27 protein-coding genes and 1 pseudogene are annotated in these 26,767 nt (G+C 64.6%); 15 read left to right on the plus strand and 13 right to left on the minus strand.

Annotated features, from left to right (window positions below):
* The first annotated feature begins 20 nt into the window (after nt 1–20).
* On the plus strand, nt 21–740 hold the full coding sequence (locus FJW10_RS22450; RefSeq protein WP_181177623.1) for a helix-turn-helix domain-containing protein: 720 nt from the start codon (nt 21–23) through the stop codon (nt 738–740).
* A gap of 70 nt (nt 741–810) precedes the next feature.
* Nucleotides 811–1,186 (plus strand): annotated as a pseudogene (gene thyA, locus FJW10_RS22455) (thymidylate synthase); the annotation flags it as partial.
* 79 nt (nt 1,187–1,265) lie between these two features.
* Here thyA and FJW10_RS22460 read toward each other — a convergent pair.
* Entirely contained in the window at nt 1,266–2,411 is a 1,146-nt protein-coding gene (locus tag FJW10_RS22460; protein WP_140901665.1) for a citrate synthase, read from the minus strand.
* Nucleotides 2,412–2,500: 89 nt separating this feature from the next.
* On the opposite strand from FJW10_RS22460, the gene FJW10_RS22465 reads away from it, so the two are divergent.
* Nucleotides 2,501–3,586 carry a citrate synthase/methylcitrate synthase gene (locus FJW10_RS22465; protein WP_140901666.1) on the plus strand — a complete coding sequence of 362 codons (1,086 nt, stop codon included), beginning with the start codon at nt 2,501–2,503 and terminating at the stop codon, nt 3,584–3,586.
* 491 nt (nt 3,587–4,077) lie between these two features.
* Complete coding sequence (locus tag FJW10_RS22470; protein ID WP_140901667.1) at nt 4,078–5,208, plus strand: patatin-like phospholipase family protein; 1,131 nt, start codon at nt 4,078–4,080, stop codon at nt 5,206–5,208.
* A gap of 89 nt (nt 5,209–5,297) precedes the next feature.
* On the opposite strand, the gene FJW10_RS22475 is transcribed toward FJW10_RS22470, so the two are convergent.
* On the minus strand, nt 5,298–6,182 hold the full coding sequence (locus FJW10_RS22475) for an AraC family transcriptional regulator (RefSeq protein WP_140901668.1): 885 nt from the start codon (nt 6,180–6,182) through the stop codon (nt 5,298–5,300).
* A 294-nt stretch (nt 6,183–6,476) separates the two neighbouring features.
* Here FJW10_RS22475 and FJW10_RS22480 point away from each other — a divergent pair, with 294 nt between their 5' ends.
* From FJW10_RS22480 to FJW10_RS22500, 5 genes are all read left to right on the plus strand, one after another.
* Nucleotides 6,477–7,898: a coniferyl aldehyde dehydrogenase gene (locus FJW10_RS22480; protein ID WP_140901669.1), complete on the plus strand. Its 1,422-nt coding sequence runs from the start codon at nt 6,477–6,479 to the stop codon at nt 7,896–7,898.
* A gap of 26 nt (nt 7,899–7,924) precedes the next feature.
* Nucleotides 7,925–8,170: a hypothetical protein gene (locus FJW10_RS22485; RefSeq protein ID WP_140833019.1), complete on the plus strand. Its 246-nt coding sequence runs from the start codon at nt 7,925–7,927 to the stop codon at nt 8,168–8,170.
* 84 nt (nt 8,171–8,254) lie between these two features.
* Entirely contained in the window at nt 8,255–9,463 is a 1,209-nt protein-coding gene (locus FJW10_RS22490) for an efflux RND transporter periplasmic adaptor subunit (protein WP_140901670.1), read from the plus strand.
* A 74-nt stretch (nt 9,464–9,537) separates the two neighbouring features.
* The gene (locus FJW10_RS22495) at nt 9,538–12,714 is read left to right on the plus strand and encodes an efflux RND transporter permease subunit (protein WP_140901671.1); all 3,177 of its coding nucleotides are present in this window, start codon (nt 9,538–9,540) and stop codon (nt 12,712–12,714) included.
* 96 nt (nt 12,715–12,810) lie between these two features.
* On the plus strand, nt 12,811–12,969 hold the full coding sequence (locus FJW10_RS22500; RefSeq protein ID WP_140901672.1) for a DUF3309 family protein: 159 nt from the start codon (nt 12,811–12,813) through the stop codon (nt 12,967–12,969).
* On the opposite strand, the gene FJW10_RS22505 is transcribed toward FJW10_RS22500, so the two are convergent.
* Both FJW10_RS22505 and FJW10_RS22510 read right to left on the minus strand, forming a co-directional pair.
* Entirely contained in the window at nt 12,970–13,926 is a 957-nt protein-coding gene (locus FJW10_RS22505; RefSeq protein ID WP_140901673.1) for an SDR family oxidoreductase, read from the minus strand.
* A 68-nt stretch (nt 13,927–13,994) separates the two neighbouring features.
* Nucleotides 13,995–14,204: a DUF680 domain-containing protein gene (locus tag FJW10_RS22510; RefSeq protein WP_140901674.1), complete on the minus strand. Its 210-nt coding sequence runs from the start codon at nt 14,202–14,204 to the stop codon at nt 13,995–13,997.
* 116 nt (nt 14,205–14,320) lie between these two features.
* Here FJW10_RS22510 and FJW10_RS22515 point away from each other — a divergent pair, with 116 nt between their 5' ends.
* Nucleotides 14,321–15,235: a LysR family transcriptional regulator gene (locus tag FJW10_RS22515; protein ID WP_140901675.1), complete on the plus strand. Its 915-nt coding sequence runs from the start codon at nt 14,321–14,323 to the stop codon at nt 15,233–15,235.
* Here FJW10_RS22515 and FJW10_RS22520 read toward each other — a convergent pair.
* The 3 genes from FJW10_RS22520 to FJW10_RS22530 form a co-directional block, all read right to left on the minus strand.
* Complete coding sequence (locus FJW10_RS22520; RefSeq protein ID WP_140901676.1) at nt 15,193–16,374, minus strand: MFS transporter; 1,182 nt, start codon at nt 16,372–16,374, stop codon at nt 15,193–15,195. The two genes, FJW10_RS22515 and FJW10_RS22520, sit on opposite strands and share 43 nt — an antisense overlap.
* 361 nt (nt 16,375–16,735) lie before the next feature.
* On the minus strand, nt 16,736–17,044 hold the full coding sequence (locus FJW10_RS22525; RefSeq protein ID WP_140901677.1) for a DUF1244 domain-containing protein: 309 nt from the start codon (nt 17,042–17,044) through the stop codon (nt 16,736–16,738).
* A 27-nt stretch (nt 17,045–17,071) separates the two neighbouring features.
* Nucleotides 17,072–17,869, minus strand: a complete 798-nt coding sequence (locus FJW10_RS22530) for an N-formylglutamate amidohydrolase (protein WP_140901678.1) — start codon at nt 17,867–17,869, stop codon at nt 17,072–17,074.
* Between the two features lie 170 nt (nt 17,870–18,039).
* Between FJW10_RS22530 and FJW10_RS22535 the strand changes: the two genes are divergently transcribed.
* Nucleotides 18,040–18,597 carry a DUF1036 domain-containing protein gene (locus FJW10_RS22535; RefSeq protein WP_181177624.1) on the plus strand — a complete coding sequence of 186 codons (558 nt, stop codon included), beginning with the start codon at nt 18,040–18,042 and terminating at the stop codon, nt 18,595–18,597.
* On the plus strand, nt 18,594–20,021 hold the full coding sequence (gene pyk / locus FJW10_RS22540; protein ID WP_140833036.1) for a pyruvate kinase: 1,428 nt from the start codon (nt 18,594–18,596) through the stop codon (nt 20,019–20,021). Before FJW10_RS22535 ends, pyk begins: the two co-directional genes overlap by 4 nt.
* 182 nt (nt 20,022–20,203) lie before the next feature.
* Here pyk and FJW10_RS22545 read toward each other — a convergent pair whose 3' ends face one another.
* The 3 genes from FJW10_RS22545 to ykgO all read right to left on the minus strand — a co-directional run bounded on the left by FJW10_RS22545 (nt 20,204) and on the right by ykgO (nt 22,245).
* On the minus strand, nt 20,204–21,265 hold the full coding sequence (locus FJW10_RS22545) for an alpha/beta hydrolase (protein ID WP_140901680.1): 1,062 nt from the start codon (nt 21,263–21,265) through the stop codon (nt 20,204–20,206).
* 120 nt (nt 21,266–21,385) lie between these two features.
* Complete coding sequence (locus tag FJW10_RS22550; RefSeq protein WP_140901681.1) at nt 21,386–22,006, minus strand: hypothetical protein; 621 nt, start codon at nt 22,004–22,006, stop codon at nt 21,386–21,388.
* 113 nt (nt 22,007–22,119) lie between these two features.
* On the minus strand, nt 22,120–22,245 hold the full coding sequence (gene ykgO, locus FJW10_RS22555; RefSeq protein WP_006203764.1) for a type B 50S ribosomal protein L36: 126 nt from the start codon (nt 22,243–22,245) through the stop codon (nt 22,120–22,122).
* Between the two features lie 260 nt (nt 22,246–22,505).
* Here ykgO and FJW10_RS22560 point away from each other — a divergent pair, with 260 nt between their 5' ends.
* Entirely contained in the window at nt 22,506–22,931 is a 426-nt protein-coding gene (locus tag FJW10_RS22560; RefSeq protein ID WP_140901682.1) for a lysozyme inhibitor LprI family protein, read from the plus strand.
* A gap of 9 nt (nt 22,932–22,940) precedes the next feature.
* Here FJW10_RS22560 and FJW10_RS22565 read toward each other — a convergent pair whose 3' ends face one another.
* The 3 genes from FJW10_RS22565 to FJW10_RS22575 form a co-directional block, all read right to left on the minus strand.
* Entirely contained in the window at nt 22,941–24,017 is a 1,077-nt protein-coding gene (locus tag FJW10_RS22565; RefSeq protein WP_140901683.1) for a 5-(carboxyamino)imidazole ribonucleotide synthase, read from the minus strand.
* The gene (gene purE, locus FJW10_RS22570) at nt 24,014–24,511 is read right to left on the minus strand and encodes a 5-(carboxyamino)imidazole ribonucleotide mutase (RefSeq protein WP_140833046.1); all 498 of its coding nucleotides are present in this window, start codon (nt 24,509–24,511) and stop codon (nt 24,014–24,016) included. The genes FJW10_RS22565 and purE overlap by 4 nt, the downstream gene beginning before the upstream one ends.
* Nucleotides 24,512–24,638: 127 nt before the next feature.
* A complete protein-coding gene (locus FJW10_RS22575) occupies nt 24,639–24,842 on the minus strand; it encodes a DUF465 domain-containing protein (RefSeq protein WP_140901684.1) in 204 nt (67 codons plus the stop codon).
* 239 nt (nt 24,843–25,081) lie between these two features.
* Here FJW10_RS22575 and FJW10_RS22580 point away from each other — a divergent pair, with 239 nt between their 5' ends.
* Both FJW10_RS22580 and ispG read left to right on the plus strand, forming a co-directional pair.
* On the plus strand, nt 25,082–25,261 hold the full coding sequence (locus FJW10_RS22580) for a YdcH family protein (protein WP_027166662.1): 180 nt from the start codon (nt 25,082–25,084) through the stop codon (nt 25,259–25,261).
* A gap of 254 nt (nt 25,262–25,515) precedes the next feature.
* Nucleotides 25,516–26,766, plus strand: coding sequence for a flavodoxin-dependent (E)-4-hydroxy-3-methylbut-2-enyl-diphosphate synthase (gene ispG / locus FJW10_RS22585; protein ID WP_140901685.1), 1,251 nt, complete (start codon nt 25,516–25,518; stop codon nt 26,764–26,766).
* Nucleotide 26,767 lies beyond the last annotated feature (1 nt).

The raw sequence follows: 26,767 nt of genomic DNA on the forward strand, positions 1-26,767 counted from the left end.
CTGACAGAAGGAGCGGGTCATTGGGAAGTTACGGGCAGTTCTGTCCCATTTCCAAAGCCGCGGAGATATTCTGCGAGCGCTGGACGCCATTGATCCTGCGCGACCTCGGTAAGGGCGTTTCGCGCTTCTCTGAACTTCAACGCGGTGTTGCGCGGGCGTCTCCGACCCTCCTTTCCAAGCGCCTCAAACAACTGGAGGCGGAGGGACTTGTTGAGCGGCGCCTACCGGAATCAGGGCGCGGTTGGACTTACCACCTCACGGCGCCGGGCCAAGATCTGATGCCGCTGGTGCACGCGCTCGGCGTCTGGGGTCAACGGTGGTCTCGCCGAGAGCTAATGGATCATGAACTCGATGCTGGTCTGCTTCTCTGGGCAATTGAAAGGGGCGCGCATCCGGATGCCTTCGGAGCACAGCGTTCGGTCGTGAAGCTTACGTTCCGCGAGCGACCGGCTCGCTGGCGGCACTACTGGTTTGTCGGCGAGAATGGCGCGACGCAGCTCTGCATCACTGATCCTGCGTTTGATGTCGATCTCTACCTAACCACGACCTTGCGCGACATGATCTACGTCTGGCGCGGTGATCTTCCACTTCACGCCGCGCTCAGCCAAAGCAGGATCGAAGTGATCGGTAGCGCCCGAGCAAGATCGGCCCTGCCACGTTGGCTTGCCAGGTCCAAGTTTGCCGACGTGAAGTCTGAGCGAGTAGAGAGGCGTGTCGCAAAGAGTCCCAAGGCGGCCTAAGCAGCATTGCGTTGGCGGGCCAAGGCGTTTTGCACTTTGTCGATGCGATGATCTCGGGCAAAGACTCCATATGGCGATGCCGCCCTGCCATTGCCTGTTCCAGTTCTATGTCTCAGAGGGTCGGCTCTCCTGCCAGCGCTACCAACGCTCGGCCGATATCTTTCTCGGCGTGCCATTCAACATCGCTTCCTATGCCTTGCTCACCATGATGGTGGCGCAGATGGCCGGGCTGAAGCCCGGTGATTTCGTCCACACGCTCGGCGATGCGCATCTTTATTCGAACCATTTCGAGCAGGCGCGCGAGCAGATGCTGCGTACGCCCCAAGGCCTTGTCGACGATGTGGATCAATCCGGAGGTGAAAGACCTCTTCGCCTTCCGCTTCGAGGATTTCCGCCTCGAGAACTATTTCGCGGATGCGAGCATCAAGGCGCCGATCGCCGTCTAGAGTCCCCGATAGCGCGGCAGCCACACGCTCCGCCCCAGGATGACGACCTCAAACGCGTTCCGGCTGATCTCCAAGGTCATCATCCCGCGCCAATTGGTCCGTCATAGCGGGCGCGGGGCCTGATCAGCCTGTTGCTGGTCGCCTGCTCGACGGCATGCGCGGTCCAGCCGACGCTGCGACCGAGCGCGAACAGGCGGAACGGGGCGTCGGCGGGCAGGCGCAGGCCGCGCGTCATCGCGGCCAGCGCGAAATCGATGTTCGGATGCAGCCCGGTCGCGGCAAGAACCGCCTTGCGCAGTTGCAACAGGCCGTCATCGATCCTGAAATCGGAAAACAATCCCTCGGCGCGCGGATCGCCTTCGGGGTAGAGCGGGTGGCCGAAGCCCGGCAGCGGACGGTCATGGGAGAGCCAGCGGGCGATCGCCTCGTCCGCGCCCAGCCGCTCGGCATCCTCGACCAGCGCGATCGCCGCCGCGCCCGCGCCGCCATGGCGCGGGCCGGTAAGCGTCGCAAGGCCGGCGAGCAGGCAGGCGGCGACCGGCGCGCCGGTGGAGGCCGCGACGCGGGCGGCGAAGGTCGAAGCGTTGAGCTCGTGATCGGCCAGCAGCACCAGCGCCTTGCGGATGAGTTTTGTCCCCGCGGCGTCCACCGACCAGCCCTGCGCCAACCTGTCATGCACCGGCTCCGAGCCCGGCGTCGCGCCGAGCGCCGTTGCCAGCGCGCTGGTCGCGGCGGCGCCGTCCTGCTGCAGCATGGGCGGCCTGCGGCCGAGCGAAGGCCAGCCTTCGGCAGCCAGCGCCGAAAGCCTGGCAAATGCCGTTGGCGTGCCGCTTTGCCGGGCAGCCGAAGGAGTCAGCGAAGCGAACGACACCGGACGGTCGGAAGCCCACAGCAGTTCGGCGGTCTCCTCAAGCGTCGCCGTCGCCGAAAGCTCCACCGCGTCCCTGCCGCGATAGGCGAGGCGGCCATGCAGCACCGTCGAGATGGAGGTGGCGATCGCCGGCTCGCCCCAGGCGATGGCGCTCTCGGCGATCGCCCGCGGGCTCCTTCCGCGGTCGCGGCGCGTGGCGAGTGCTGCGATGTCGTCGGCGCGGTATTGGCTGCGGCGCGGGTCGGTGTCGTCCGGCTTCATGCCGATGCGGCCGCGGCTGACATAGGCATAAAGCGTCTGCGGCCGGACGTTCAGCCGCTCCAGCGCTTGCTCCCGCGACAGCCATTCCGTCATTTTGCCGCTTACGTTGATTATCTTGATCAAGATTGATGCGTTGATTGCGCAGCATTAATTGCAATGCACAAAAGGTCAAGGAGGCGATCATGGCGAATGGGCTCGATGATGTTGTGGCGGCCGACACGGTGCTTTCCAATGTCGACGGTGTGGGCGGGCACCTCACCATCCGCGGCCATTCGCTGATGGAGCTCGCCGGCCATTGGCGCTACGCGCAGGTGGTGCGGCTGTTGTTCGAGGGCTTCTTCGACGACCTTCCCAGCGATGCCGAAATGGCGAAGGCGATCGGCAAGGCGCGGATGGAAGTATTTGATCGTGTGAAACCGATGCTTGCGCAACTGGCGTCGCTCGATGTCTATAGCGGCATGCGGGCCGGCATGGCCGTCCTGCCGGACGGTGACGGGCTTGCCGACGCGCTGCGGCTGATCGCGGCGCCGGCGGTGCTGACGCCGGCCTTGCTGCGCCTTGGCCGGGGCGAGACGCCGGTCGCTCCCGACGAAAAAGCCGATCATGCCGGCGATATGCTGCGCATGCTTGCCGGCACCGCCTCGCCGGCGCTTGCCGGAGCGCTGGACAGCTATCTGGTGACGGTCTGCGACCATGGGCTCAACGCCTCGACCTTCGCGACCCGCGTGGTGGCCTCGACCCAGGCCGGCCTGACTTCGGCGATCCTGGCCGGGCTCGGCGCGCTGAAAGGTCCGCTGCATGGCGGCGCGCCCGGGCCGGTGATCGAGATGCTGGACGCCATCGAGGCCAGCGGCGATGCCACGGCATGGCTGTGCAACGAGATCGCGCATGACCGGCGCATCATGGGTTTCGGCCACCGCATTTATCGTGTGCGCGATCCGCGCGCTGACGCGCTGAAAGCCGTCGTGCGGCAGCTCGGTTCCCGCAACGAGACCGGCAGCCGGCTGGCCTTCGCCGAGACGGTGGAGCAGGCGGCGCTCGAAGTGCTCAGGATCGCCAAGCCGCAACGCTCTATCCAGACCAATGTCGAGTTCTACACCGCGCTTCTCCTGGAAGCGGTCGGCTTCCCGGAAGAGGCATTCTCCAACGTCTTTGCCGCCGGCCGCGTTGCCGGCTGGATCGCCCACGCCCGCGAGCAGCAGGCGACCGGACGGCTGATCCGGCCGCAGTCGCGCTATGTCGGGCCAGTGCCGGATCTCGTCGCCTGAGGGTAGTTCCTCGCCCCACTTCGTCTACGGCATGCACACATTTCCAAGCGGCTGGCCTTTGGCGATAGCGTGTATGCTAGCTTGGCGCATGCATTGGCTAACGTAGCGCTGATCGACCCCCACTCCGTCTCGGCTTCGCCGAGCCACCTCTCCCCCGATCGGCGGGGTAGAGGAAAGGCGCCAAGCTTTTTGCCGTAAATGCTCGTCCAGCAACGCTCCCTTCCTTTCCCTCCGGAGGGGGAAAGGTGGCGCTGCGAAGCAGCGACGGATTGGGGGAACCACGTGGCAATCAAGCCTCAGGTCTGATCAGTCACGCCAGTCACAGCATGCTGTAGCCCACTTCGTGGGGCGAGGAAAATCCATGATCACGCTTGTGTGTTCGTGTTCTTGCCTTGGTCCGCCCTTATATGCTGCACTGCAACATAGGCTGACTGCGCCGGCTCCGTCCAAATGACGCGGCGGTAGGCCGGCGCATCGAGACAAGGAACGCCATGGCGAAGAACGGCAAGGCGGAGGAAAAGAAGAAGATCAACATCGCCTTTCAGGGCGGCGGCTCGCACGGCGCCTTTTCCTGGGGCGTGCTCGACCGGCTGCTGGAAGATGGGCGGCTGGAGATCGCCGCGGTGTCTGGCACCAGCGCCGGCGCCATGAACGCGGTGGCGCTGGCCGACGGGTTTGTCCGGGGCGGCGTGGAAGGCGCGCGAAAAAAGCTCGACGATTTCTGGCGGGCGGTGGCCTCGAAGGGTCGTTTCAGCCCGGTGCAGCGCATGCCTTGGGATGTGGTCTGGGGCAATTGGTCGATCGAGAACACACCCGGCTATGTCTTCTTCGACACGATGTCGCGGGTGTTCTCGCCCTATGTCGCCAATCCGCTCGGCCTCAACCCGCTGCGCGATGTGGTGGAGAAGGAGATCGATTTCGACAACGTGCGCGCCTGCAAGTCGATGGAACTGTTCATCTCGGCGACCAATGTCGAAACCGGGCAACTGCGCGTCTTCTCCGACGGCGAGATCGACCTCGACACGGTGATGGCCTCGGCCTGCCTGCCGCAGCTGTTCCAGGCGGTCGAGATCAAGGGCGTGCCCTATTGGGATGGCGGCTATGGCGGCAATCCGGCGCTCTATCCGTTCTTCAAGACGGCGGCGACCGAGGACGTGCTCCTGGTGCAGATCAATCCTGTGGTGCGCGAAGGCACGCCGAAGAGCGCCAACGAGATCCAGAACCGCATCGACGAGATCACCTTCAACGCCGGCCTGCTGCGCGAATTCCGCTCGATCGCCTTCGTCAAGGAACTGATCGCGGCCGGGCGCCTGCCGCATGGCGAATATCGCGATATCCGCATGCACCGCATCGATGCCGACGAGGCCTTCAAGGACCTGTCCGCCTCATCCAAGGTCAATGCCGAATGGGCTTTCATCGCCTATCTGCGCGACCTCGGCCGCAGTGCCGCCAGCGACTGGCTGGAAGAAAATTACGACGCCGTCGGTCAGCGGGCCACGCTCGATCTCTCGGGCGAGCTCGACGACGGGTTCAAGCCGCTGCGCGGCCCGGCGCCGGGGCGGCGCGTCAAGGAATTCCTCGCCGCGCGCATCAAGCCGGAATCCGCGCGGCGCCGCGCCTGATTGCGGGGTTCTGAACCTGCAAGACCGAGACCTGGTGGACAGCGCCCGGTCCGTTTTTTGAGTGGACAGGCCGCCGTCAGAGGGCGGCGCTATTTCAGCGGCAGAAACAGCTCGACGATGATTTCAGGCACCGGCGCGTCCGGGGAAAAGGACAGCCGCCGCTGGCAATAGATCGGGAAGTCGCGTGCTTCCTCGCCGCTGGCCGGAAGCCAGTCGCGATAAAGATAAAGCGCGGCCGGCTCCAGATTGTTGGTGTTGCCGGGGTAGCGCAGCACGGCGCAGCGTCCGCCGGGGATCACGCCAGCCTTCGTGTGCTCGTCGCCCGCGTCGATCGGCCGGTCGGTGCCGACACAAATGTCCATGCTGTAATCGGCCGCGACAGCGGGACATCTTTCGGACCGGAAGACGTTGAAGGTCGGGCTCGTTTCGGGCGACAGGCCGGCTGCCTTGCGCCAGGCGATGAACCGCTGGATTGTGTCGCCGAGCGTCGCCCGATCCCCGCGATGTTCCATGATCGCCACCGGGGTGGGCGGCACGTCGCGGATCATCACGTCTTCCGGTGTAAAGATTATCTGCATCAGCTTTCTCCTCGCGTTGTCGAGAGGCCCGAAGGCCATCAGCCACGAACCCCAGTCGGGATATCTCCGGAACGACGAGGGCGATTGCCCGCACCGTTGCCGGAAGGCGCGGGCGAAGGCATCCGGTGCGTCGTAACCGGCATCCATCGCTATATCGATGACGCTTTCGGCATCCGCGCAGCCCAGCCGGCATGAAGCGCGCTTCATGCGGGCGAGCTGGACATAGCGATGCACGGACAGCCCGAAGGCCGCCGTAAACTGCCGATGGAAATGATATTTCGAGTAGGCCGCGACACCGCTCAGCGCGTCCAGGTCCAGATCGTCGTCCAGATGCCGGTCTATGTGATCCAGCACCCTCTGCATCTGGGCATGGTGGTTTTGAACTGCCGCCTTCATCGTTCCATTCTCCATAGCAGTACCAGCTAAGCCGCGCGGACATGAGGCGCTCGACCGATCTTGCGGTTTGTCGCGAGCCGCCCACCGTCGCCAAGGACCGTTTTGCACGCCGATTCATGCATGAACGGCGAAAAGGGCTGTTTGCGGACCGGTGGCTTTCCTATGTCGATGACGGGGTGCCAAGCAGGATATCCGGATCGCTTGGATCGGGACATTCCCCTACGGAATCGGGGCAATGCTGGATTCGGTTGCTTGACCGATGTAACTTACCTGAACGTAAAGGGGAGGTAAGCGATGCTGCAGACCAGACAGAACGCTCTCGGGGTCAGGTTTGAAGCGCAGTGCAGGGCCTCCGAGAACGAACCGTTCCCGACGCTGGACATGCGCAAGGACCGGCTGAACCGCCTTCTGGCGCTCACCGAAAAGCATCAGGCCGAGATCTGCGCGGCGATCGACAGCGATTTTTCGGCACGCTCGGCTGAGGAAACGCGGCTTGCCGAGCTGTTCGTCGTGCGCGCCGGCATCAGGCATGCGCTGTCGCATCTCGGCGCCTGGATGCGCGAGCGGCGCGTCGCCACTAGCCTGCCGTTCCTGCCGGGACGCAACCGCCTCTTGCCGCAACCGCTCGGCGTCGTCGGCATCGTCTCGCCCTGGAACTATCCGTTCCAGCTCGCCGTTGCGCCGGCGACCGCGGCACTCGCCGCCGGCAACCGCGTTATGATCAAGCCGTCGGAACTGACGCCGAAGTTTTCGGACCTGCTTGCCAGCCTGGTCGAAAAATATTTCGCCGCCGACGAGGTCAGCGTGATGGTCGGCGACGCGGAGGTCGGCAAGGCGTTCGTGTCCTTGCCGTTCGATCACCTGCTGTTCACGGGCTCGACGGCCGTCGGCCGCCAGGTTGCGCTCGCCGCCGCCGCCAATCTGACGCCGGTGACGCTCGAGCTCGGCGGCAAGTCGCCGGCGATCTTCGATATCTCCTGCGATCTCGACGCGGCGGTCGCCAGCGTCGCCTATGGCAAGTTGCTCAACGCCGGCCAGACCTGCATCGCGCCGGACTATCTGATGGTCCCGCAAGGCCAGGGCGCGGCGATCGCAGCCAAGTTCGCGGCGGCAATCGCGAAGCTCTATCCGCGCCTCGGCGACAATCGCGACTACACGGCGATCGTCAGCGAGCGGCATCACCGACGGCTGGGCGACATGGTCGCGGAAGCGCGCGACAGTGGCGCCGACATCACCGAGATCAATCCTGCGAACGAGAAGCTCGGCGTCACCGACCGCAAGATGGCGCCCGTGCTGGTGCGCAATGCCGGCGAGAATCTGCGGCTGATGCGCGAGGAGATCTTCGGGCCGGTGCTGCCGATCGTCGAATATGGCACGGTGGACGAGGCCATCGAGCATGTGAACCGGGGCGAGCGTCCGCTGGCGCTCTACTGGTTCGGCAGCGACAGCGCCAATCGCCAGAGGGTCATGCGGGAAACCGTGGCCGGCGGCGTCACGGTCAATGATTGCATGCTGCATCTGGTGCAGGAGCGGCAGCCCTTCGGCGGCGTCGGCGAGAGCGGCACCGGCGCCTATCACGGCGAATGGGGATTTCGCACCTTCAGCAAGGAAAAGCCGATCTTCATCCAGTCGAAGCTCAGCGCCGGCGGCCTGCTGCGCCCGCCCTATGGCAAGACCTTCGAGCGTCTCTTCCGGCTGCTGAACCTCATCACTTGACAGCTTCAACCGGGAAATGGCGGGGCGTGACTGCGCTCCAGCCGGGCGACTGCCGCCGCCTGCGGAAGATTTTCCGCATCATGCTGACGGCTGCTGCCAGTAACCATGGGGAAACCTGTCGGCGCGCCCACAAAAGCGGCAGCCGGCTGACAGAAAAGCCTGCATTTGTCGAGCCACAGCGTTCCACGCCGCAACGCTCCCGCAACTTTTCCGGCTATATTGCGCCGCAACTTTCAGGTAAAAGCGGCGCTTCGCCGTTCACGGCAAATTGAACTGGGCCCCGTGCGCACCCATATCGGCCGCGCGCCCGAAGTCGGAAGCGCCGACCTCGCAGGTCCTGCAACGGAAAAATGACGATGCCGAAAATCAGGTTTCACAAGCTTGCAGCCATTGTCGTGCTCATCGGATTCGCGGCCTGGATGGGGACGGGCGAGTTTTCCTCCGTCGGCAGCGCCGCCGACAAGTCGGTTACCGCCAACAAGCAGTCTGACGCCGGCAAGCCGGCGCAGCCCGAAGCCGGGAAGCCAGCGCAACCGGAGGCCGCCGAGCTGGACGCGGCGCAAGCCGAGCCCAAGGCTGCGCTGCGCACCGTCGCGGTGGTGACGCCGCCGCGCAAGACCTTTGCGCGCGCCATCCGCGTTTCCGGGCTGACCGAGGCCGACAAGCGCGCGGTTCTTGCAACCCGCGTCAATGGCGTCATCGAAAAGCTGCCGGTCAAGCAGGGCGATCACGTCAAGACCGGCGATCTGGTGCTGATGCTGGCGGCAGAGGAGAAGATCTCCAATGTCGACAATGCCAAGCAGCTTGTGGTGCAGCGCAAGGCCGAGCTCGATGCCTCGGAGCGGCTGGCCAAGACCGGCAACCTGCCCAAGCTGCAGCTCGACACCGCCCGCTCCAACCTGACGCTCGCGCAGTCCCAGTTGGATACCGCGCAGGCTGAACTCGACCGCAACGAAGTCAAGGCGCCGTTCGACGGTGTGATCGACCGCATTCCGGTTGAGCTCGGCAGCTCGGTGATGCAGGGCGGCGAGGTGGCGACGATCCTGAAGCTCGATCCGGTGATCGCGCGCGGCGAGATCAGCGAGCGCGACCTGCGCTACGTCAAAATCGGCGACGAAGCCGATGTGCGCCTGGTCAACGACCAGAAGGTCACCGGCACCGTGCGCTACATCAGCCGCGATGCCTCGGCGCAGACCCGTACCTTCCGCGTCGAAGTGGCGATCCCCAACGGCGACGGCTCCATCCCCGCCGGCATGACGGCCGAGATCACGCTCAGCGCCGAGCCGACCAACGCGGTCATGCTGCCACGCTCGGTGGTGACGCTGGGCGACAAGGGCGACCTCGGCATCCGCGCCGTCGGCAAGGACGACAAGGTGGCGTTCTTTCCGATCGATCTCGTCGACGACACGCCGCACGGCCTGGTGCTGGGCGGCATCCCGCAGGATGCGCGCATCATCGTCGCCGGCCAGGAATTGGTGAAGGAAGGCGACCTGGTGAAGCCCGTCGAGGCCGACCAGGCGACCATCAGCAAGCTGATCGGCGAAGCCACCGCCGGCACGCAGTAAAGCACGACGCGGCGCGCGCCGGGCCACCCCGGCGACGGCAGTCCACAGCCTCCGAAGCATAACAGGCCGAAGTCATGGATATCGTCAGACTCGCCATCAACAACGCCCGCCTCACCATATCGGCGCTGCTGTTCCTGCTCGTCGCGGGCTGGGTCGCCTATCAGTCGACGCCGAAGGAAGCGGAACCCGACGTTCCGATTCCAATGATGTATGTCAGCCTGATCTATCAGGGCATCTCGCCGGAGGATTCCGAGCGCCTGTTGCTGAGGCCGATGGAGAGCAAGCTCAAAAGCCTCAAGGGGCTCAAGGAGATGCGTTCGGCCGCCTTCCAGGGTGGCGGCTACGTGCTGGTCGAGTTCCAGCCGCAGACCGACCTCGCGACGGCATTGCAGGACACGCGCAGCAAGGTGCAGGACGCCAAGGCCGACCTGCCGCAGGCGGCCGAGGAGCCGACGGTCAACGAGGTCAACGTCTCGGAATTCCCGGTTCTCGTCGTCACGCTTTCCGGCGATGTGCCGGAGCGCGTGCTGACATCGGCCGCGCGCGAGCTGCGCGACCGTATCGAGGAAGTGCCCGGCGTGCTCGAAGGCTCGCTGCAGGGCGCGCGCGACGACCTCGTCGAGGTGGTCGTCGACCCGGTGAAGCTTTCCTCCTACGGGCTGCAGCTCGACCAAGTGATCCAGGGCGTCGCCTCCTCCAACAGCCTGGTTGCCGCCGGTAATCTCGAAGGCTCGGAAGGCAAATACGCGGTCAAGGTGCCGTCGCTGATCGAGAAGCCCGAGGATGTCGCCAACCTGCCGGTGGTCGCCACGCCGAATGCCGTGGTCCAGGCCAAGGACATCGCGACCATACGCTCGACCTTCAAGGACGCCGAGACCGTGACGCGCCTCGACGGCAGGCCGGCCATCGCGATCGAAGTGAAGAAGCGCATTGGCGCCAATCTGATCGACACGCTGACCCACGTCAGGGAAGTGTCGGACAATTTCATCAAGACGATGCCCGAGGGCATGCATGTCACCTACACGCAGGACAAGTCGGTCTTCGTCAACCAGCTGCTGGGCGACCTGCAGAACCATGTGATGATCGCAGTCATCCTGGTGTTCATCGTCATCCTCTACGCGCTGTCGGGTCGAGCCTCGCTGCTCATCGGCCTCGCCATCCCGTCGTCCTTCCTGATGGGCATCCTGCTGCTCGCCATGATGGGCTACACGATCAACATGATCGTGCTGTTCAGCCTGATCCTGGCGGTCGGCATGCTGGTCGACGACGCCATCATCGTCACCGAATTCGCCGAACGGCGCATGAGCGAGGGCATGCCGAAGGCCGACGCCTTCGCGCTGGCCGCCAAGCGCATGGCCGGCCCGGTCATCGCGGCGACGATGACGCGCATCGCCGCCTTCTCGCCGCTGCTGTTCTGGCCAGGCATCATCGGCGACTTCATGAAATACATGCCGATCACGCTGATCGTGACGCTGTCGGCCTCGATGCTCTACGCGCTGGTCTTCGCGCCGACTCTGGGCGCGATCTTCGCCAAGGCGCCGGAGCATCACGAGGAAGGCAACCGCGACGGCTGGTACATGGCCGTGGTCAAGCAGGCGGTGCGCTTCCCGATCACCGTCATCCTGCTCACGGTCGGCCTTTTGGTCGGCGTCGGCTTCGCCTATTCGAAATATGGCGCCGGCGTCGAATTCTTCCCCAGCGTCGAGCCGGATTACGGCCTGCTCTATGTCCATGCCCGCGGCAATCTCTCGCTGGCGGAAATGGACGCGGCGACGAAGACGGCGGAGAACCGCCTGCTCGGCTGGCCCGGCGTGAAGTCGGTCTACACGCGCGTCGGCAAGACGCAAGGCGGCGGCCAGGACATTCCCGAAGACGTGGTCGGCGTCATCCAATACGAGTTCGTCGACTGGCGCGAGCGCAAGTCCGCCAACCAGATCCTTGACGACCTGCGCGGCGTCATGGCCGGCATTCCCGGCGTCGATGTCGAAGTGCGCGTGCCGGAAGCCGGTCCGCCGACCGGCAAGCCGATCCAGATCCGGCTGTCGGCCGCTGATCCGGCCGGACTCGACGACAAGGCGCGGGCGGTCGCGGCGCGCATCGCCAAGATCCCCAACGTCATCGATATTTCGGACGGCCTGCCGCCGCCCGGCGTCGACTGGGCGATCGAGGTCGACCGCGCCAAGGCGGCGCAATACGGCATCAGCCCGACTTCAGTAGGCACGGTGGTGCAACTGGTGACCAACGGCCTCAAGCTGTCGGAATATAGGCCGGCCGGCGCCGACGACGCCGTCGACATCCGGCTGCGGCTGCCCGAGGACCGGCGCACGCTGTCGACGCTCGACGAACTCCGCGTGCAGACCTCGCAAGGTTCGGTGCCTATCTCCAACTTCGTCGTACGCAAGCCCGAGCCGACCGTCGGCATCCTGAACCGCATCGACGGCGCACGCACCGTGGTGGTGCAGGCCAATGTCAGTGCCGGCGCGCAGGTCGCTGCGGTGCAGGAGCAGGTGACCAAGGCCGTTACCGACATGGATCTCGGCAGCGGCATCCGCTGGAAGCTCGCCGGTTCCAACGAGGACAGCGCGGAGGCCAGCGCCTTCCTCGGCAAGGCCTTCGGTGCTGCGATCTTCCTGATCTTCCTAGTGCTGCTTGCGCAGTTCAACAAGTTCACCAGCGTGTGGCTGGTGCTGTCCTGCGTGGTCATGGCGACGATCGGCGTTTTCCTCGGATTGCTTCTGACAGGCGAGGCCTTCGGCATCGTCATGTCGGGCATCGGCGTCATCGCGCTTGCCGGCGTGGTGGTGAACAACAACATCGTGCTCATCGACACCTATGACCGGCTGCGCGAGGAAGGCTGGGACAAGATGGACGCGGTGCTGCAGACCTGCCGCGAGCGCGCCCGTCCGGTGGTGCTGACGGCGGTGTCGGCAATCCTCGGCGTGCTGCCGATCGCCTTCGGGCTCGGGCTGGAAATCTTTCATCACGAGACGACGATCAACGCGCCGTCGACGCAATGGTGGATTTCGCTGTCCTCGGCGATCGTCTTCGGCCTGTCCTTCGCCACGCTGCTGACCTTGGTGGTGACCCCGTCGATGCTGATGGTGTTCACCCGCGCCAAGGTGAAGCCCGGCCAGCGGCGCGGCTGGCTCAGCCGCCTGTTCCGGCGCGGCAAGGGCAAGATCGCGACCGACGAACCAGCCAAGGAGACCGGCGCCGAGCCGGAAGTCGCCTTCCCGAAGGCCGCGGAATAGAGCAGTTTCGGAACCCAACGCAAAAGCCGCCAGGGAACTCCCGGGCGGCTTTTTACATTGTTCCCTCGAAGTTCAACCAGACGGCGAGGGTTTTTCATGACGATCGGCACAATTCTCGTAATTATTCTAATCCTGATCCTGATCGGCGCCGTGCCGGCATGGCCGCATTCGCGATCGTGGGGCTACGGCCCCTCGGGCATCGTCGGCGTCATCCTGGTCGTGCTGTTGGTACTCTTGTTGATGGGCAGGATCTGATCAGGCGGCCTGGCGCGAACTCGCGGCGGAAATGCCGATATCCTGCAAGGCCTCCTTCACCGCCTGGTCCAGCGGGGTATGCGGGATTTCGCCGATGACCTCCTCCAGCCGCGTCGAAACCAGCCGGTGCGCTTCGAAGCGAAGATAGGACATCGAGACGATCTCGCGCCACATGGCGACAAACGGGCTGCCGGCGCGTAGCACCCACCAGGGCATGAAGGAGAGCTTCAGCTTGCGGCCGAGCGCCTTCTCGGCCGCCGCCTTCATGTCGAGGTCGGTGATGGCATGGCCGGGGAAATTGATGGCCTCGTAGAAGCCGAGCTTGTCGAGATTGCGCGCCAGGCCGACGAAGCCGACGGCGAAGTCCGGCAGATAGGCCCATTCATGCACGAGGTCGGCCGGGCCGGGCGCGGTGTAGACGCCCTTCTCCATCTTGGCCGCGACGACGAGGTCGAACCAGGAGCCTGAGCCGGTGCCGCCGAAGAAATCGCCCGCGCGCAGGGTAATGGTGCGCACCCGGCCGGCTTCGGCCTCGCCGCGGAACAGCGCTTCCATGGCGCAGCGGATGCGGCCCTTTTCGGTGGTCGGATGGAACGGCGTCGCTTCCGTGATCACCTGCGGCATCGGCGAGCCGTAATTGTAGACCGTGCCGGGGAAGAGATGCAGCGCGCCGTTTTTGCGGCAGGCGGCCATGACGTTCTCGGCCATTGGCATGCACTTGCCCCAATCGGTATAGATCGGGTTCAGGCCGTTGAAGACGATGTCGACGCCGTGCGTGGCACGGATCAGGGAGTCGCGGTCGAGCGCGTCCCCGGCAATAGCGGTAGCGCCTTCGAGTTCCGCCGGCACCTTGCCTGTGCGGGTGACGGCGCAGACGTCGAAGCCGGCGTCGATGAAGGCTTTGCCGACCACGCGGCCGAGCCGGCCATTGGCTCCGAGGATTGCGATCTTGGTCATTTCCTGTCTCCGTTGTTTGAGGCGACGGGACAAGCCCGTCGCTTCAGAGGTTGTTCGGGTATGGACGTTCAGTGGTTGCCGAAGAGGTCGCGGTTGTTGCGCGGGACCGCCGGCGTCTGGTCGGTCGTCTCGGATTTGCTCGTTGATGCGGTGGGTGCCTTGTCGGTGCCGGTGACCGCCGGCTGGCTGGCGTCATTCGAACCGAACTTGTCGCTGCCGGCAAAAGCGGTGCTGGCGGCGATGAGGAGAGCGGCGGCGGCGAGTGCGATCTTGGTCATGTCAGTTACTCCTGGTTGGTTGGTTGCAATCCGTATCGGTGTTTGCAGGTCGAATATGATTGCCTCATCGGCGAATTGAAATTGACCACGGATGCAGAGTTGTTATTCATTATTGAATGGCCGATATGGATTGGAATCTGATCAAGAGCTTCGTGACGGTCGCGGAAACGGGCAGTCTCTCGGCTGCCGCGCGAAAGCTGTCCGCCAGCCAGCCGACCCTTGGCCGGCACATCGGGGAGTTGGAGCAAGAGCTCGGCGTCACGCTGTTCCGGCGTGGGCGAAGCGGCTATGCGCTGACGGAAGCGGGAGCCACGCTGTTCGAGCAAGGTAAGGTCGTCAGCGAGCAGGCCAGCGCTTTTTCACGTCTGGCGCTGGGCTCGGCCGAGGCTATCGAAGGCACGGTGCGCATTGCTGCCAGCGAGGTGGTGGCGGCCTATGTGCTACCCGACATGACGGCAAGGCTCGGCATCGAGGAGCCTGGCGTCGAAGTCGAAATCGTCGCCTCAAACCAAGTCGAGAATCTGTTACGCCGCGATGCCGATATCGCCATTCGCATGGTCAAGCCGGTGCAAAACGAACTGATCGCGCGCAAGGTCTGCGATATTTCGCTCTGCGCCTGCGCGGCCATATCCTATCTCGACAGACGGGGCCGTCCGCTCGGTCCCGCCGATCTCGTCCACCACGCCCTGGTCGGCTTCGATCGCAGCGACGAGATGATCAGGGCCTTTGTCCAGCATGGCATCCCCGTCACCCGTGGCAGTTTTCGCTTCCGCGCCGACAACCAGATCGTGCTATGGGAGGCGGTGCGAGCCGGAAACGGCATCGGCCTCGGCCAGCAGCCGTTGGCGGAGCGGGACCCGCTGATGGAGATGGTGCTGCCTGGCCTGCCACTGCCGGTCCTGCCCGTGTGGCTTGCCATGCATCGCGACGTGCGCACCAGCATGCGCATCCGCCGCGTGGCGGATTTCCTGCATGAAGAATTGAAACGCTATTCGGCGGGCATGGGCTCGGGCGCGAACTCGGCCCGGTGAGCGAGCCCGGCCATCAAGAGCACGATGACCAGCAGCCCGGACAGCGCGACGAAGATCGGCCCGAAGCTCGAATGCTCGGCGACGAAACCGATCGCCGACGGCGCCACCAATATACCGGAATAACCCATGGTGGTGACGACGCTCATACCGGTGCCCGACGACATGCTTTCCTGGTTGCCGCCGGCCGAAAAGAGGATCGGCACCATGTTGGCGATGCCGAAGCCGCAGAAGGCGAAAGCGGCGATGGCAAGGTAAGGCGAGGGCGAGAGACCGGCGACCAGCATGCCGGCGGCGGCGACCAGCGCCGAGCCGCGCAGCGTCGCCACCGCGCCGAAGCGGTTGCGCACGCCATCGCCCAGGAAACGCATCAGCGCCATGACTCCGGAAAAGGCGGCGTAGGCGAGGCCGGCGACCGCGAGATCGGCGCCCAGCTCCTGGTGCAGGAAGAGCGCCGCCCAGTCGAGCACCGCGCCTTCCGAGATCATAGTGAGCAGCGCCATCAGCCCGACCAGATAGACAGCCGTGTGGCGCGGCAGCGTGAATTTCTGGTGCTCGACGGCCTGCGGTTTGTCTTCCGCGACGAGATAGCGAATGGCGAAGGCGATGATGGCAAAGGCGATCGCCGTCACCACGACGGCATGGGGAAGATACCCGTAGTTCTGGATCGAATAGCCGCCGAGCGCGCCGCCGGCGAAGCCGCCAAGGCTCCAGAAGCCATGCGAGGACGACATGATCGCCCGGGAAAGCCGTCTTTCAACCACCACGGCGTTGGAGTTCATCGCGACATCCATGCCGCCGATCGAGCCGCCGAAGATGAGCATGGCAATGGCCGCCAAGGGAACATTGGGCGCGAGCGCCACGATCAGCAGGCCGAAGCTGCCGCAGATGCCGAACCAGCGCGTCACGGTGCGCGAGCCATGCCTGGAAATGAGATGGCCACACCAGGTCATGGCAATCACGGCGCCGACGCCGAACAGGAGGATCAGCAGGCCAAGCGTGAATCTCGTGATGTCAAGTCGGGTAAGGAACACCGGGATCTGCGGCGCCCAGCTGCCGGTGAGAAAACCATTGGCGAGGAAAATGCCTGCGACGGCCCAGCGGCCGCGTGTCGCGGCCTGCATCGTGGTTTGCACGCTCATGGTCTGATTCCGTTGGGCCAAATGGCTCTGCGCGGCAAATTAGATCGATTCAATCGGCAGTCAAGGACCGTGTCGAGGAAGCGCTTGGACCAAGGGCGCGACCGATGCCGTTTTCGTTCGTGGCGGGCTGCCGCCGTGGAGATTGGCCGAAACGCCCCTCCGGTTCGTCATCCACGGGCGGAGCAGGAGCGAAGCGACGCGCGCAGACCCGAGGATCCATGCCGTGACCTCCACATGGAGTGCAACGGTGCAGAATTCTGTAATCGCTGCAACGCCTTAGCGTAACGGCATGGATCCTAGGGTCTACGCTCCGCTTCGCGTCGCTACGCCCTAGGCTGACGACGCCCGGGCGGCCTGCGTCCTAATGATCCTTCGGCCGCCTTGCCTCGAATTCGGCCTTCTTGGCTTCCGACGCCTCGGTCTGGTTGAGCGCCTGCCATTCGGCATAGGGCATGCCGTAGATGATCTCGCGCGCAGCGTCCTTCGACAGCGCCACGCCCTCGGCCTCGGCGGCCTCGCGATACCAGTTGGACAGGCAGTTGCGGCAGAAGCCGGCGAGGTTCATCAAATCGATGTTCTGGATATAGCCGCGTTCGCGCAGATGCGTCACCAACCTGCGGAAGGCGGCTGCCTCGAAATCGCGCTTCTGGTCGTCGCTGAGTTCGGTCATGGGGAAACTCCCGGCCTGTCGGCCTTCTCACACCGGCCCGGTGCGCGAGCCGAACATCTTCACCTGGTGTATATCGGCACGCCGGTCGATAGCGTCAACGATCGGCGCCAGGCGCTCGGCCCAAGCGAGAGCGCCGGCGCGGTCGGCGATCAGGTCCTGGCGGATCTCGATCAGCGCGTGGGCGTAGCCGTTGGCGATGGCATGGCGGAACATGGTGTCGCCGCGCAGCGCGCCGTCATAGGGTTCGTTGTCGCCGATGACGAGGGACTTATCCTCGGCCAGCGTGTCGATCAGCGGCCGCGCCACGCGGTCGTCGCGGTCCCACAGCACGCCGACATGCCAGGGGCGGACAAAACCCTGCATCACCGGCGTGAAGGAATGCACGGAGAAGATGAACGGCGCCTTGCCCGAGGCGTGCGCGACGGAGGCGATCATTGCGCCGACGGCGTCATGGTAGGGCCGGTAGAAGCGGTCGAGCCGCCGCTCGCGTTCCTCCCGGGCCATCGGATAATTTCCCGGCACCACGGTCCCGTCATAGAGCTGACGGATCATGGTCGGATCGTCCTCGCCCCGGTTGGGGTCGATCAGCAGCCGCGAGAAACCGGCAAGCACCGCCGGCACGTCGAGCATTGCTGCGAGCTCGCGCGTCACCGTCTCGACGCCGATGTCATAGGCGATGTGACGATCGAATTCGGACGCCGGCAAACCGAGACTGCCATAGTCCTCCGGCAGGTCGCGGCGGGCGTGATCGGCCAGAAGCACGACGCCTTTCTTGCGGTCGCCCTCGACAATGTCGAACGGCGTGAAAACTGTGGATCGGGTCATCGGCTGAAAAGGGGATGGCGGCTGCGATGTGCTATCGTCATTCCACGAAGAGGACGCCGGCGCAATGCCGTTGTTTGGCCAAGGTTTCTGCAAACATTCCCCGGCGCGGGGAGAATTTGCGCAACGGGCCCTTCTAAATCGATTGGAATTGGACAAAACGGCGCGTTGACATGCGACCGGAGTTTGCTGAAAAGGGGCGTCGAGAGATGCAAATGTGGTTCGCAAGGGGATCTGCGATGGGTTTTGCCGGCCGGTTGCGCAAGCGCCTGGCCGTGCCGTTGCTGATCATCGGCGCGGGATTTTTCGCGATAGCCGCGACCTCGCCGGCCCGGGCCGACTTCCGCGTTTGCAACGCAACGCAAAATCTGGTGGGCGTCGGCATCGGCTATCGCGCCAAGGCCGGCTGGATCACCGAGGGCTGGTGGCACATCGAAGGATCGACCTGCAAGACGCTGATCGAAGGTCCGCTGTCATCAAGGTTTTATTATCTTTATGCAGAAGACGCCGAACGCGGCGGGCGCTGGGACGGCCCGATCAACATGTGCGTCGCCGAAAAAGAGTTCAAGATCGCCGGCGTGAATGATTGCGTCGCCCGGGGCTTCCAGCGCGCCGGATTTCAGGAATATGACACGGGCGAGCAGGCCAGCTGGATGGTCCAGCTGACCGACGAGCCCGCAACGGGAGGCGCGCCAGCAGCGGCCCCCGCTCCGGGAACAAACAGTCAATGAGACGTAACCGCAAGGTCAAGATCCTCGCCACCATCGGTCCGGCTTCCTCCTCCGAGGAGATGCTGAAGAAGCTTTTCGAAGCGGGCGCCGATGTCTTCCGCATCAATATGAGCCATACCGACCACGAGCTGATGCGCACGCTGGTCGGCCGCATCCGCGCCGTCGAGGAAGCCGTCGGCCGGCCGATCGGCATCCTCGCCGACCTGCAGGGCCCGAAGCTCAGGGTCGGCAAGTTCGCCAACGTCAAGGAAGCGCTGACTCCAGGGCAGACATTCACGCTCGACAACAATCCGGAGGCCGGCAATTCCAGCCGTGTCTTCCTGCCGCATCCCGAAATTCTGAGCTCGGTCGAGGCCGGTCATCGACTTTTGATCGACGACGGCAAGCTGGAGCTGAAGGCGGTCAAGAGCGACGGCAAGTCGATCACTTGCACGGTCGTCGCCGGCTCGGGAATTTCCGACAAGAAGGGCGTCAGCCTGCCCGACACTGACCTGCCGGTCGGCGCACTGACCGAGAAGGACCGCGCCGATCTCGATGCGGTGCTCGCCACCGGCGTCGACTGGGTGGCGCTGTCCTTCGTGCAGCGGCCGGAGGATTTGGCGGAGGCCCGCAAGATCGCGCGCGGCCGCGCGCTGATCATGGCCAAGATCGAGAAACCTCAGGCGGTGGCCCGGCTCCCCGAAATCATCGAGCTTTCCGACGCGCTGATGGTCGCCCGCGGCGATCTCGGCGTCGAGATGCCGATCGAAGCGGTGCCTGGCATCCAGAAGCAGATCACGCGCGCGGCGCGCCGCGCCGGCAAGCCGGTGGTGATCGCCACGCAGATGCTGGAATCGATGATCACCGCGCCCGTGCCGACCCGCGCCGAGGTCTCCGACGTGTCGATCGCCGTCTTCGAAGGCGCGGACGCGATCATGCTTTCGGCCGAATCCGCGGCCGGCGCCTATCCGGTCGAAGCGGTCGCCATGATGAACCGCATCGCCACCAAGGTCGAAGCCGACCCGACTTATGCCGGCATCATCAACGCGCAGCGCTCGGAGCCCGAGGCCACCGGGGCCGACGCCATTTCGCTGGCCGCGCGCGAGATCGCCGAGACGCTGAAACTGTCGGCGATCATCTCCTACACCGCATCGGGCACCACTGGGCTCCGCGCCGCGCGCGAGCGCCCGCAGGTGCCGATCGTAGCGCTGTCGCCGATCCTCAACACAGCGCGTCGCCTGTCGCTGCTGTGGGGCACGCATTGCGTCGTCTCGCCGGATGCCACCGACCTCGACGACATGGTCGACCGGGCCTGCCGGATCGCGCTGGAAGAAGGCTTCGGCAAGCCGGGCGACCGGGTGATCATCACGGCCGGCGTGCCGCTCAGGACGCCCGGTTCGACCAATATGCTGCGGATAGCGTATCTGGGATCGGACGCGCATTAGATATGCCGATATTCAGGTGAGGCCGGCCTGCGAGTAGCGGCTACCTGCGCTTCCGGTGCTCACGTACTTAAAGTACGCTCCGCTCCGGTTCTCGGAAGCCACTACTTTCGACTCTACCTGACCTGAATCTCGACACACCTAACCGTCTCCGCCGTAGCATTCAGGAGCTAATTTCCCAAAAATCAGGTCGGCGCGAGCTCGGCGTCGGGCACTTTGATGTCGGGGCATTTGCCGTCGTTATAGGCGTCGCCGGCGATCCGGCCTTCCACCGTTCTTGCCATTGCCTGCAAGTCTACCGGCGCACCGGCAACCTTCTTGATTGCGCCGACCACGAGGTCGGACGCGATCCAGTCCGGCTTGTGGCCGAGATTGTGGACCCAGACCAGTTCGGCGCCGGGAATGTCGCGCTCGAGGCCGACGGAATGGATCGTTGCGTAGACCACCTTGTCGCGATCGCCCGATATCACGACCGTCGGCGCCTTGATCTCGCGATAAGCGGGCGAGGCGGCGCGGACATAGTCATAGAGCTGGGCGACATCGCGGGCGTTGGCGCGGAAGGCGGACGGCCGCAGCACCAGTGGGATCGAGGTGTTGTCGATATAGAAGTCCGGCAGTTTGTTGGGCGAGAAGACACAAGCGGTGGCATCGCCGATCCGCAGCATGCCGGCCGGATAAGCGAGCGTTTCGGAAAACAGCCAGCCAATCGCCGGCATGGCGGTGAGCTTGTAGTACCAGGCGGTCGCGCCGCCCGGCCAGGGATGCGTGGCGGGAGCCAGGAAGACGAGGCCGAGCGTTTTGTCCGGATGCTGGCGGGCGAAGGCCGTGGTGATCGCGCCGCCGAAGGAATGGGCGACGATGACCGCTTTTGCGATGCCGAGGCGGTCCATCAGCGCGGCAATGGTGTCCGCCTGCGCGACAAGCGTTTCATTATCGCCACGCTGCGACCAGCCGAAACCCGGACGGTCGAGGAACAGCATCTCGGCGCGTCCCTCGAGCAGTGGCTTCAGCGGCAGCATCTGGTCTTTCAGATTGGCGCTGGCGCCATGGATGAAGACGACCGGCGACAGATCGGCGCCGGCCGGCGCCGGGATATGGACGTGGTGGATGCGCGTGCCGTTGATCTCGGCGAACCCGCCGACGGGTGGATTGCGGCGCCCGATCGACCAGACGCCGGCGCGGGTGATACCGGCGAGGGCAAGGAAAAGCGCGACGAGGAAGAGGAGGGCGGCGCAGATGAGGTTCATGGGGGGAAATACGGGTGGGGAGGAAGTTTGGTTCAGGCAGTAGGCAGTAGGGAGTAGGCAGTAGGCAGTGGGCAGTAGGCAGTTCTCTTTCCCTACTGCCTACTGCCCAATTCCTATTGCCTAGATCCCCTCGCCGGCCAGCTCTTCCGAGAGCGTCGAGACCTGGTTCTGGGCGCTGCGCATCATGGGGTAGATGGTGAGCACCCTCTGCCAGGCTTCCAGCGCCGACTGCTTGTGGCCGGTTTCGGCCATGATCTGCGCCAGCCCCGAGAGCGCGCCGAAATGGCGCGGCTCGAGCTGCAAGGTGCGGTCGATGTCGGCCATCGACTTCCCGTAATTCTTCATCATGAAATGAACGGTGGCGCGCCGGTTCCAGCCTTCGGCATAATCGGGCTGCAGGGTCAGCACCTGGTCGAGGAAGTCTAGCGCGACGTCGAACTTCTGGTCTTCCGTCGCCTTTTGCGCCCACTGCATCATCAGGTCTATCGAGGCGCTACCGGACTGGTTCCACTCGTTCCAGATACGGCCAGCGATGCGCTCGGCCGCCTTCTCGTTGCGCTCGCGCTTCAGCTCGGTGAAGAGCTGGTCGAGGCGACCCTGCTTGGTCGGAGCGGCCGGCGGCGGCGTGGCGGCGGGTGGCGAGGCATCTGGAGGCAGCGCGCCTGGCACCGTTTCTGCCCCTGCAGGCAAAGCTGTGCCGGACAGCAAAAGGGCGGCGAGAAATGCAAAACGAATCCGCATCGCCGGAATCTAATCCCGGGCGGCGGATCGTCAAAGTGATTTTAGCGCGAGAGGACCGGCGAACCGCACTCGACATCAGCGGCGCGGCGTGGTCGCGCCGCGCGCAGCAAGTCTCAGCCCTGGCGCGCCTTGTAGCGCGGAGCGGTCTTGTTGATGATGTAGATGCGTCCCTTGCGGCGAACCAGCTGGTTGTCGCGGTGACGCGCCTTGAGCGCCTTGAGCGAATTCTTGATCTTCATGGTCTTGCCTGTTCGGTCAGGGCCCGTCCCGGGCCGAATTTTAAAGGCGCGCCCGGAAAAAGCGCGCCTTTGAACTTGCGGTGGCTCATAAACGAGGAGTGTTGTCCGTGTCAACCACGTGACGATGTCCGAATGCCACAAGTGGCGCGGCATATCAAATATTCGCCATCCGCGCGGCGCGGCATTGCGCGACTCAAGGCCGACTGGAATGGTGGGGCGACTGGAATGGTGATCCAGGCCCAAGCGACTGGAGATTCCCCATGCGCCGTCTCTTTCTGCCCGCTTGTCTGGTCCTGCTTGCGACCGCCCCGGCCGCCTTTGCCGAAGATTGCGACCGCAACGACGACAGTCAGTCGATGCTGAATATTTGCGCCGATGCCGACTACCAGGCCGCCGATGCCAAGCTCAACGCCGCGTACAAGGAACTTGTCGGCGACAATGACCAGAAGGCCAACAAATTGCTGCAGACCGCGCAACGCGCCTGGATCGCCTTTCGCGACGCCGAATGCGCCTATTCGACCGCCGACAGCGCGGGCGGCTCCATCCAGCCGATGGAGGTTTCGGAGTGCCTGACGGAGCTGACCAACCAGCGCATAAAGCAGCTCATGTCCGACGCCAACTGCAAGCTGAGCGATCCGAGCTGCGCCGGCTCGGATGGGAGCGACGGCGACCAGGATATGCAATAGGGCGCGAGCTTAGCCCGGGCGTCGAATCCGCGTGAAATGGCCCATCTTGCGGCCGGGGCGTGATTCGGCCTTGCCATAGAGATGCAGCATGAGGTCGGGTTCGGCGAGCAGCGCCGGTACCTTCAGCATATCGTCGCCGATCAGGTTTTCCATCACGCAGTCAAAATGCCGGGCGGGCGAGCCCAGCGGCAGGCCGGCGACGGCGCGGATATGCTGCTCGAACTGCGAGACGACGCAGGCGGCCTCCGTCCAGTGGCCGGAATTGTGCACGCGCGGCGCCAGCTCGTTGGCCAGAAGCGAGCCGTCGGCAAGCATGAAGAACTCGACGCCGATGACGCCGACATAATCGAGCGCGGACAGGATTTTCGCGGCTGCGTCCTTGGCGGCGGCGGCCGTTTGCGGGCGGATGGCGGCCGGCAAGGTCGAGCTGCGCAATATGCCTTCGCGGTGGACGTTTTCGGCCGGATCGAAGGCGGCGATGGTTCCGTCGAGGCCTCGCGCGGCGATCACCGAAATCTCACGCTCGAAAGCGACGAGCGATTCCAGGATCAGCGGCACATTGCCCATCGCCTCGCAGACGCCGGCAAAGCCGGCCGTTTCCATGTTGCGGAAGACGCGCTGGCCCTTGCCGTCATAGCCCATGCGGCGGGTCTTGAGCACGCCGCTGCCGTTGAATGTCTTGAGGGCCTCGGTCAGCTGGTCGTCATTGTCGACCGGGCGGAATGCCGCCGTCGGGATGCCGATGCCGTTGAGGAAGCTCTTCTCGGTGACGCGATCCTGCGCGACTTCGAGCGCGCGTGCCGGCGGATAGACCGGCACTTTTGCCGCCAGCGTTGCGGCGGCGGCGACCGGGACGTTCTCGAATTCATAGGTGACGACGGCGCTGGCGGCGGCCAGTTCGGCGAGCGCTGCCGGATCGTCATAGGCGGCGACGATCTGCCGGTTGGCGACCTGCGCGGCCGGGCAGTCGGGCTGGGGCTCCAACACGACGATATGGTAGCCGAGGCGCGCCGCGGCCATCGCCAGCATGCGGCCAAGCTGGCCACCGCCGATGATGCCGATGGTCGATCCAGGAGCCAGGCTCACGGCGCGTCCGTCGGCTCGGTGGCGACCTTGGCGGTCTGCGCCGAGCGCCAGGCATCGAGCCGGGCGGCGAGCTTGTCGTCGTTGAGCGCCAGCACCGCCGCGGCGAGCAGGGCGGCATTGGCGGCGCCCGCCTTGCCGATCGCCAGCGTGCCGACCGGGATGCCGGCCGGCATCTGCACGATGGAAAGCAGCGAGTCCTGGCCCGAAAGCGCCTTGGACTCGACCGGAACGCCGAAGACCGGCAGAGGCGTCATCGCCGCCGTCATGCCCGGCAGATGCGCCGCACCGCCGGCGCCGGCGATGATGACCTTGTAGCCGGCGGCCTTGGCGCCCTTGGCGAACTCATAGAGGCGGTCGGGGGTGCGGTGCGCCGAGACGATCAGCCTTCTGTGCGGGATGCCCAGCGCCTCCAGCGTCTCCGCGGCCTGGCGCATCGTCGCCCAGTCGGACTGGCTGCCCATGATGATGGCGACGTCGGCACGCTGATCGGTCAAGGTGTGGCTCCGCGGCGGCAAAGGCGCGCCTTAGCGGAATTCGCCGACAGCCGCAAGGATGTGGTGGATGCGCTCTCCCGCTGGCCGCACGGCCCGTGGCCTCCCGGCCGCGACCCCGCGTCGGCTCCTAAGCGATGATGTCGGGGATGATGCGGTCTTCCAGCGCCGACAGCCGGTCTTTCAGCATCAGCTTCTTCTTCTTCATGCGCTGGACCTGAAGCGGGTCGCAGCCGGTGGCGATCATCGCGTTGATGGCGGCGTCGAAATCGGCGTGTTCTTGTTTGAGCCGGGAATATTCAAGGCGTATTTCAGCCTGTTCCTGTTCGGACATTATCTACCGTCTGCGTGTGCATCGCCCAATCGGGCTGTTTGGGCGGGGCCGTGACTTGCGGGTTTGTGACCGGCGCGCAGCCCTTACCACATTTCACTTTGTCGTGGAATGCTACCACGTGGCATTCGACATCGAGATCGGTTGGTGGCAAACTGTCATGGTGCCGTCACAGTCGCAATCTGCGGTGAAGGCGACCGCGACGGCTGCAATCGAGGAAACCATGAAAGGGAGAACCAATCATGTCTCTTGCATCCCATCTTGATGAGTTGCAGCGGAAACACGGTGACATCGAGCGCGAGCTCACCGATGCGATGAACCATCCTTCGGTGGACGACCTCGAAATCGTGAATCTCAAGCGACGCAAGCTGGCAATCAAGGACGAGATTGAAAAGCTGAAGGGGAGCCCTACGACACACTGAATATGCCCTAGGCAAACATCACCGCAGCAGCTGCGGTGCCAACCTACCGGTGGCAAGATATGCCGCCGGCTTGTTGGTTTTTACTGAATCACCAGGCCGTTTTGTGTAGATCTTGCAGCCGGAGGGTTTTACATGAGCCCTGCGGCCGTCGATCGCGGTCACCGATTTGCAAGCCTTGGCTGCCGCTTGCCATTGACAAGCCATCTTTGCTCCGCCACCTCATGCCCGGAACATCCCAGATGAAGGCGGCCGGCATGACCGGATATTTTTCTTCTCCCTTCCCGCGGCGCCAGTCGGTCGGCGTATCCGTCGGCGGCGTGATGGTCGGCGGCGGCGCGCCGGTCGTCGTGCAGTCGATGACCAACACCGACACCGCCGATATCGACCAGACCGTCGCCCAGGTTGCGGCGCTGCACCGTGCCGGCTCGGAAATCGTGCGCATCACGGTCGACCGCGACGAGAGTGCGGCGGCGGTTCCGCGCATCCATGAGCGGCTGCTGAGGCTCGGCATCGACGTGCCGCTGGTCGGCGACTTCCATTATATCGGCCACAAGCTGCTCGCCGATCACCCGGCCTGCGCCGAGGCGCTGGCCAAATACCGCATCAATCCCGGCAATGTCGGTTTCAAGGACAAGAGGGACCGCCAGTTCGCGGCGATCGTCGAGATGGCGATCAAACACGACAAGCCGGTGCGCATCGGCGTCAACTGGGGCTCGCTCGACCAGGAGCTTTTGACCCGGCTGATGGACGACAACCAGGCGAAGGGCTCGCCGCTCACCGCGCAGGAAGTCACGCGCGAGGCGATCGTGCAGTCGGCGATCCTGTCGGCCGAGATGGCGGAAGAGATCGGGCTCGGCCGCGACAAGATCATCCTGTCGGCCAAGGTCAGCGGCGTGCAGGATTTGATCGCCGTCTACACCGAACTCGCCACCCGCTCCGACCATGCGCTGCATCTGGGTCTCACCGAAGCCGGCATGGGCACCAAGGGCATCGTCGCCTCTTCAGCCGCCATGGGCATCCTCCTGCAGCAGGGCATCGGCGACACGATCCGCATCTCGCTGACGCCGGAGCCGAATGGCGACCGCACCCGCGAGGTGCAGGTCTCGCAGGAATTGCTGCAGACCATGGGCTTCCGGCAGTTCGTGCCGATCGTCGCGGCCTGCCCCGGTTGCGGGCGCACGACGTCAACCGTGTTCCAGGAGCTCGCCCAGAGCATCCAGGCCGATATCCGTAAGAACATGCCGGTGTGGCGAGAGAAGTATCCCGGCGTCGAGAGTCTCAAGGTCGCGGTGATGGGCTGCATCGTCAACGGTCCGGGCGAATCCAAGCATGCCGATATCGGCATCTCGCTGCCCGGCACCGGGGAGACGCCGACGGCGCCCGTCTTCATCGACGGCAAGAAGGCGGCGACGCTGCGCGGTCCGTCCATCGCGCAGGATTTCGAGAAGATGGTCGGCGATTATATCGAGCAGCGCTACGGACACGGCAAAGCAGCGGCCGAGTAGG

Source organism: Mesorhizobium sp. B4-1-1, assembly GCF_006439375.1.
In the GTDB taxonomy this organism is placed as follows: Bacteria; Pseudomonadota; Alphaproteobacteria; order Rhizobiales; family Rhizobiaceae; genus Mesorhizobium.

Bases quoted from the DNA above. Each gene is read 5' to 3' on its own strand.
- FJW10_RS22460 (WP_140901665.1), bottom strand. From the start codon at position 2,411: ATGACGGAATGGCTGTCGCGGGAGCAAGCGCTGGAGCGGCTGAACGTC.
- FJW10_RS22465 (WP_140901666.1), top strand. From the start codon at position 2,501: ATGGCGAATGGGCTCGATGATGTTGTGGCGGCCGACACGGTGCTTTCC.
- FJW10_RS22470 (WP_140901667.1), top strand. From the start codon at position 4,078: ATGGCGAAGAACGGCAAGGCGGAGGAAAAGAAGAAGATCAACATCGCC.
- FJW10_RS22475 (WP_140901668.1), bottom strand. From the start codon at position 6,182: ATGAAGGCGGCAGTTCAAAACCACCATGCCCAGATGCAGAGGGTGCTG.
- FJW10_RS22480 (WP_140901669.1), top strand. From the start codon at position 6,477: ATGCTGCAGACCAGACAGAACGCTCTCGGGGTCAGGTTTGAAGCGCAG.
- FJW10_RS22490 (WP_140901670.1), top strand. From the start codon at position 8,255: ATGCCGAAAATCAGGTTTCACAAGCTTGCAGCCATTGTCGTGCTCATC.
- FJW10_RS22495 (WP_140901671.1), top strand. From the start codon at position 9,538: ATGGATATCGTCAGACTCGCCATCAACAACGCCCGCCTCACCATATCG.
- FJW10_RS22500 (WP_140901672.1), top strand. From the start codon at position 12,811: ATGACGATCGGCACAATTCTCGTAATTATTCTAATCCTGATCCTGATC.
- FJW10_RS22505 (WP_140901673.1), bottom strand. From the start codon at position 13,926: ATGACCAAGATCGCAATCCTCGGAGCCAATGGCCGGCTCGGCCGCGTG.
- FJW10_RS22510 (WP_140901674.1), bottom strand. From the start codon at position 14,204: ATGACCAAGATCGCACTCGCCGCCGCCGCTCTCCTCATCGCCGCCAGC.
- FJW10_RS22515 (WP_140901675.1), top strand. From the start codon at position 14,321: ATGGCCGATATGGATTGGAATCTGATCAAGAGCTTCGTGACGGTCGCG.
- FJW10_RS22520 (WP_140901676.1), bottom strand. From the start codon at position 16,374: ATGAGCGTGCAAACCACGATGCAGGCCGCGACACGCGGCCGCTGGGCC.
- FJW10_RS22525 (WP_140901677.1), bottom strand. From the start codon at position 17,044: ATGACCGAACTCAGCGACGACCAGAAGCGCGATTTCGAGGCAGCCGCC.
- FJW10_RS22530 (WP_140901678.1), bottom strand. From the start codon at position 17,869: ATGACCCGATCCACAGTTTTCACGCCGTTCGACATTGTCGAGGGCGAC.
- FJW10_RS22535 (WP_181177624.1), top strand. From the start codon at position 18,040: ATGCGACCGGAGTTTGCTGAAAAGGGGCGTCGAGAGATGCAAATGTGG.
- pyk (WP_140833036.1), top strand. From the start codon at position 18,594: ATGAGACGTAACCGCAAGGTCAAGATCCTCGCCACCATCGGTCCGGCT.
- FJW10_RS22545 (WP_140901680.1), bottom strand. From the start codon at position 21,265: ATGAACCTCATCTGCGCCGCCCTCCTCTTCCTCGTCGCGCTTTTCCTT.
- FJW10_RS22550 (WP_140901681.1), bottom strand. From the start codon at position 22,006: ATGCGGATTCGTTTTGCATTTCTCGCCGCCCTTTTGCTGTCCGGCACA.
- ykgO (WP_006203764.1), bottom strand. From the start codon at position 22,245: ATGAAGATCAAGAATTCGCTCAAGGCGCTCAAGGCGCGTCACCGCGAC.
- FJW10_RS22560 (WP_140901682.1), top strand. From the start codon at position 22,506: ATGCGCCGTCTCTTTCTGCCCGCTTGTCTGGTCCTGCTTGCGACCGCC.
- FJW10_RS22575 (WP_140901684.1), bottom strand. From the start codon at position 24,842: ATGTCCGAACAGGAACAGGCTGAAATACGCCTTGAATATTCCCGGCTC.
- FJW10_RS22580 (WP_027166662.1), top strand. From the start codon at position 25,082: ATGTCTCTTGCATCCCATCTTGATGAGTTGCAGCGGAAACACGGTGAC.
- ispG (WP_140901685.1), top strand. From the start codon at position 25,516: ATGACCGGATATTTTTCTTCTCCCTTCCCGCGGCGCCAGTCGGTCGGC.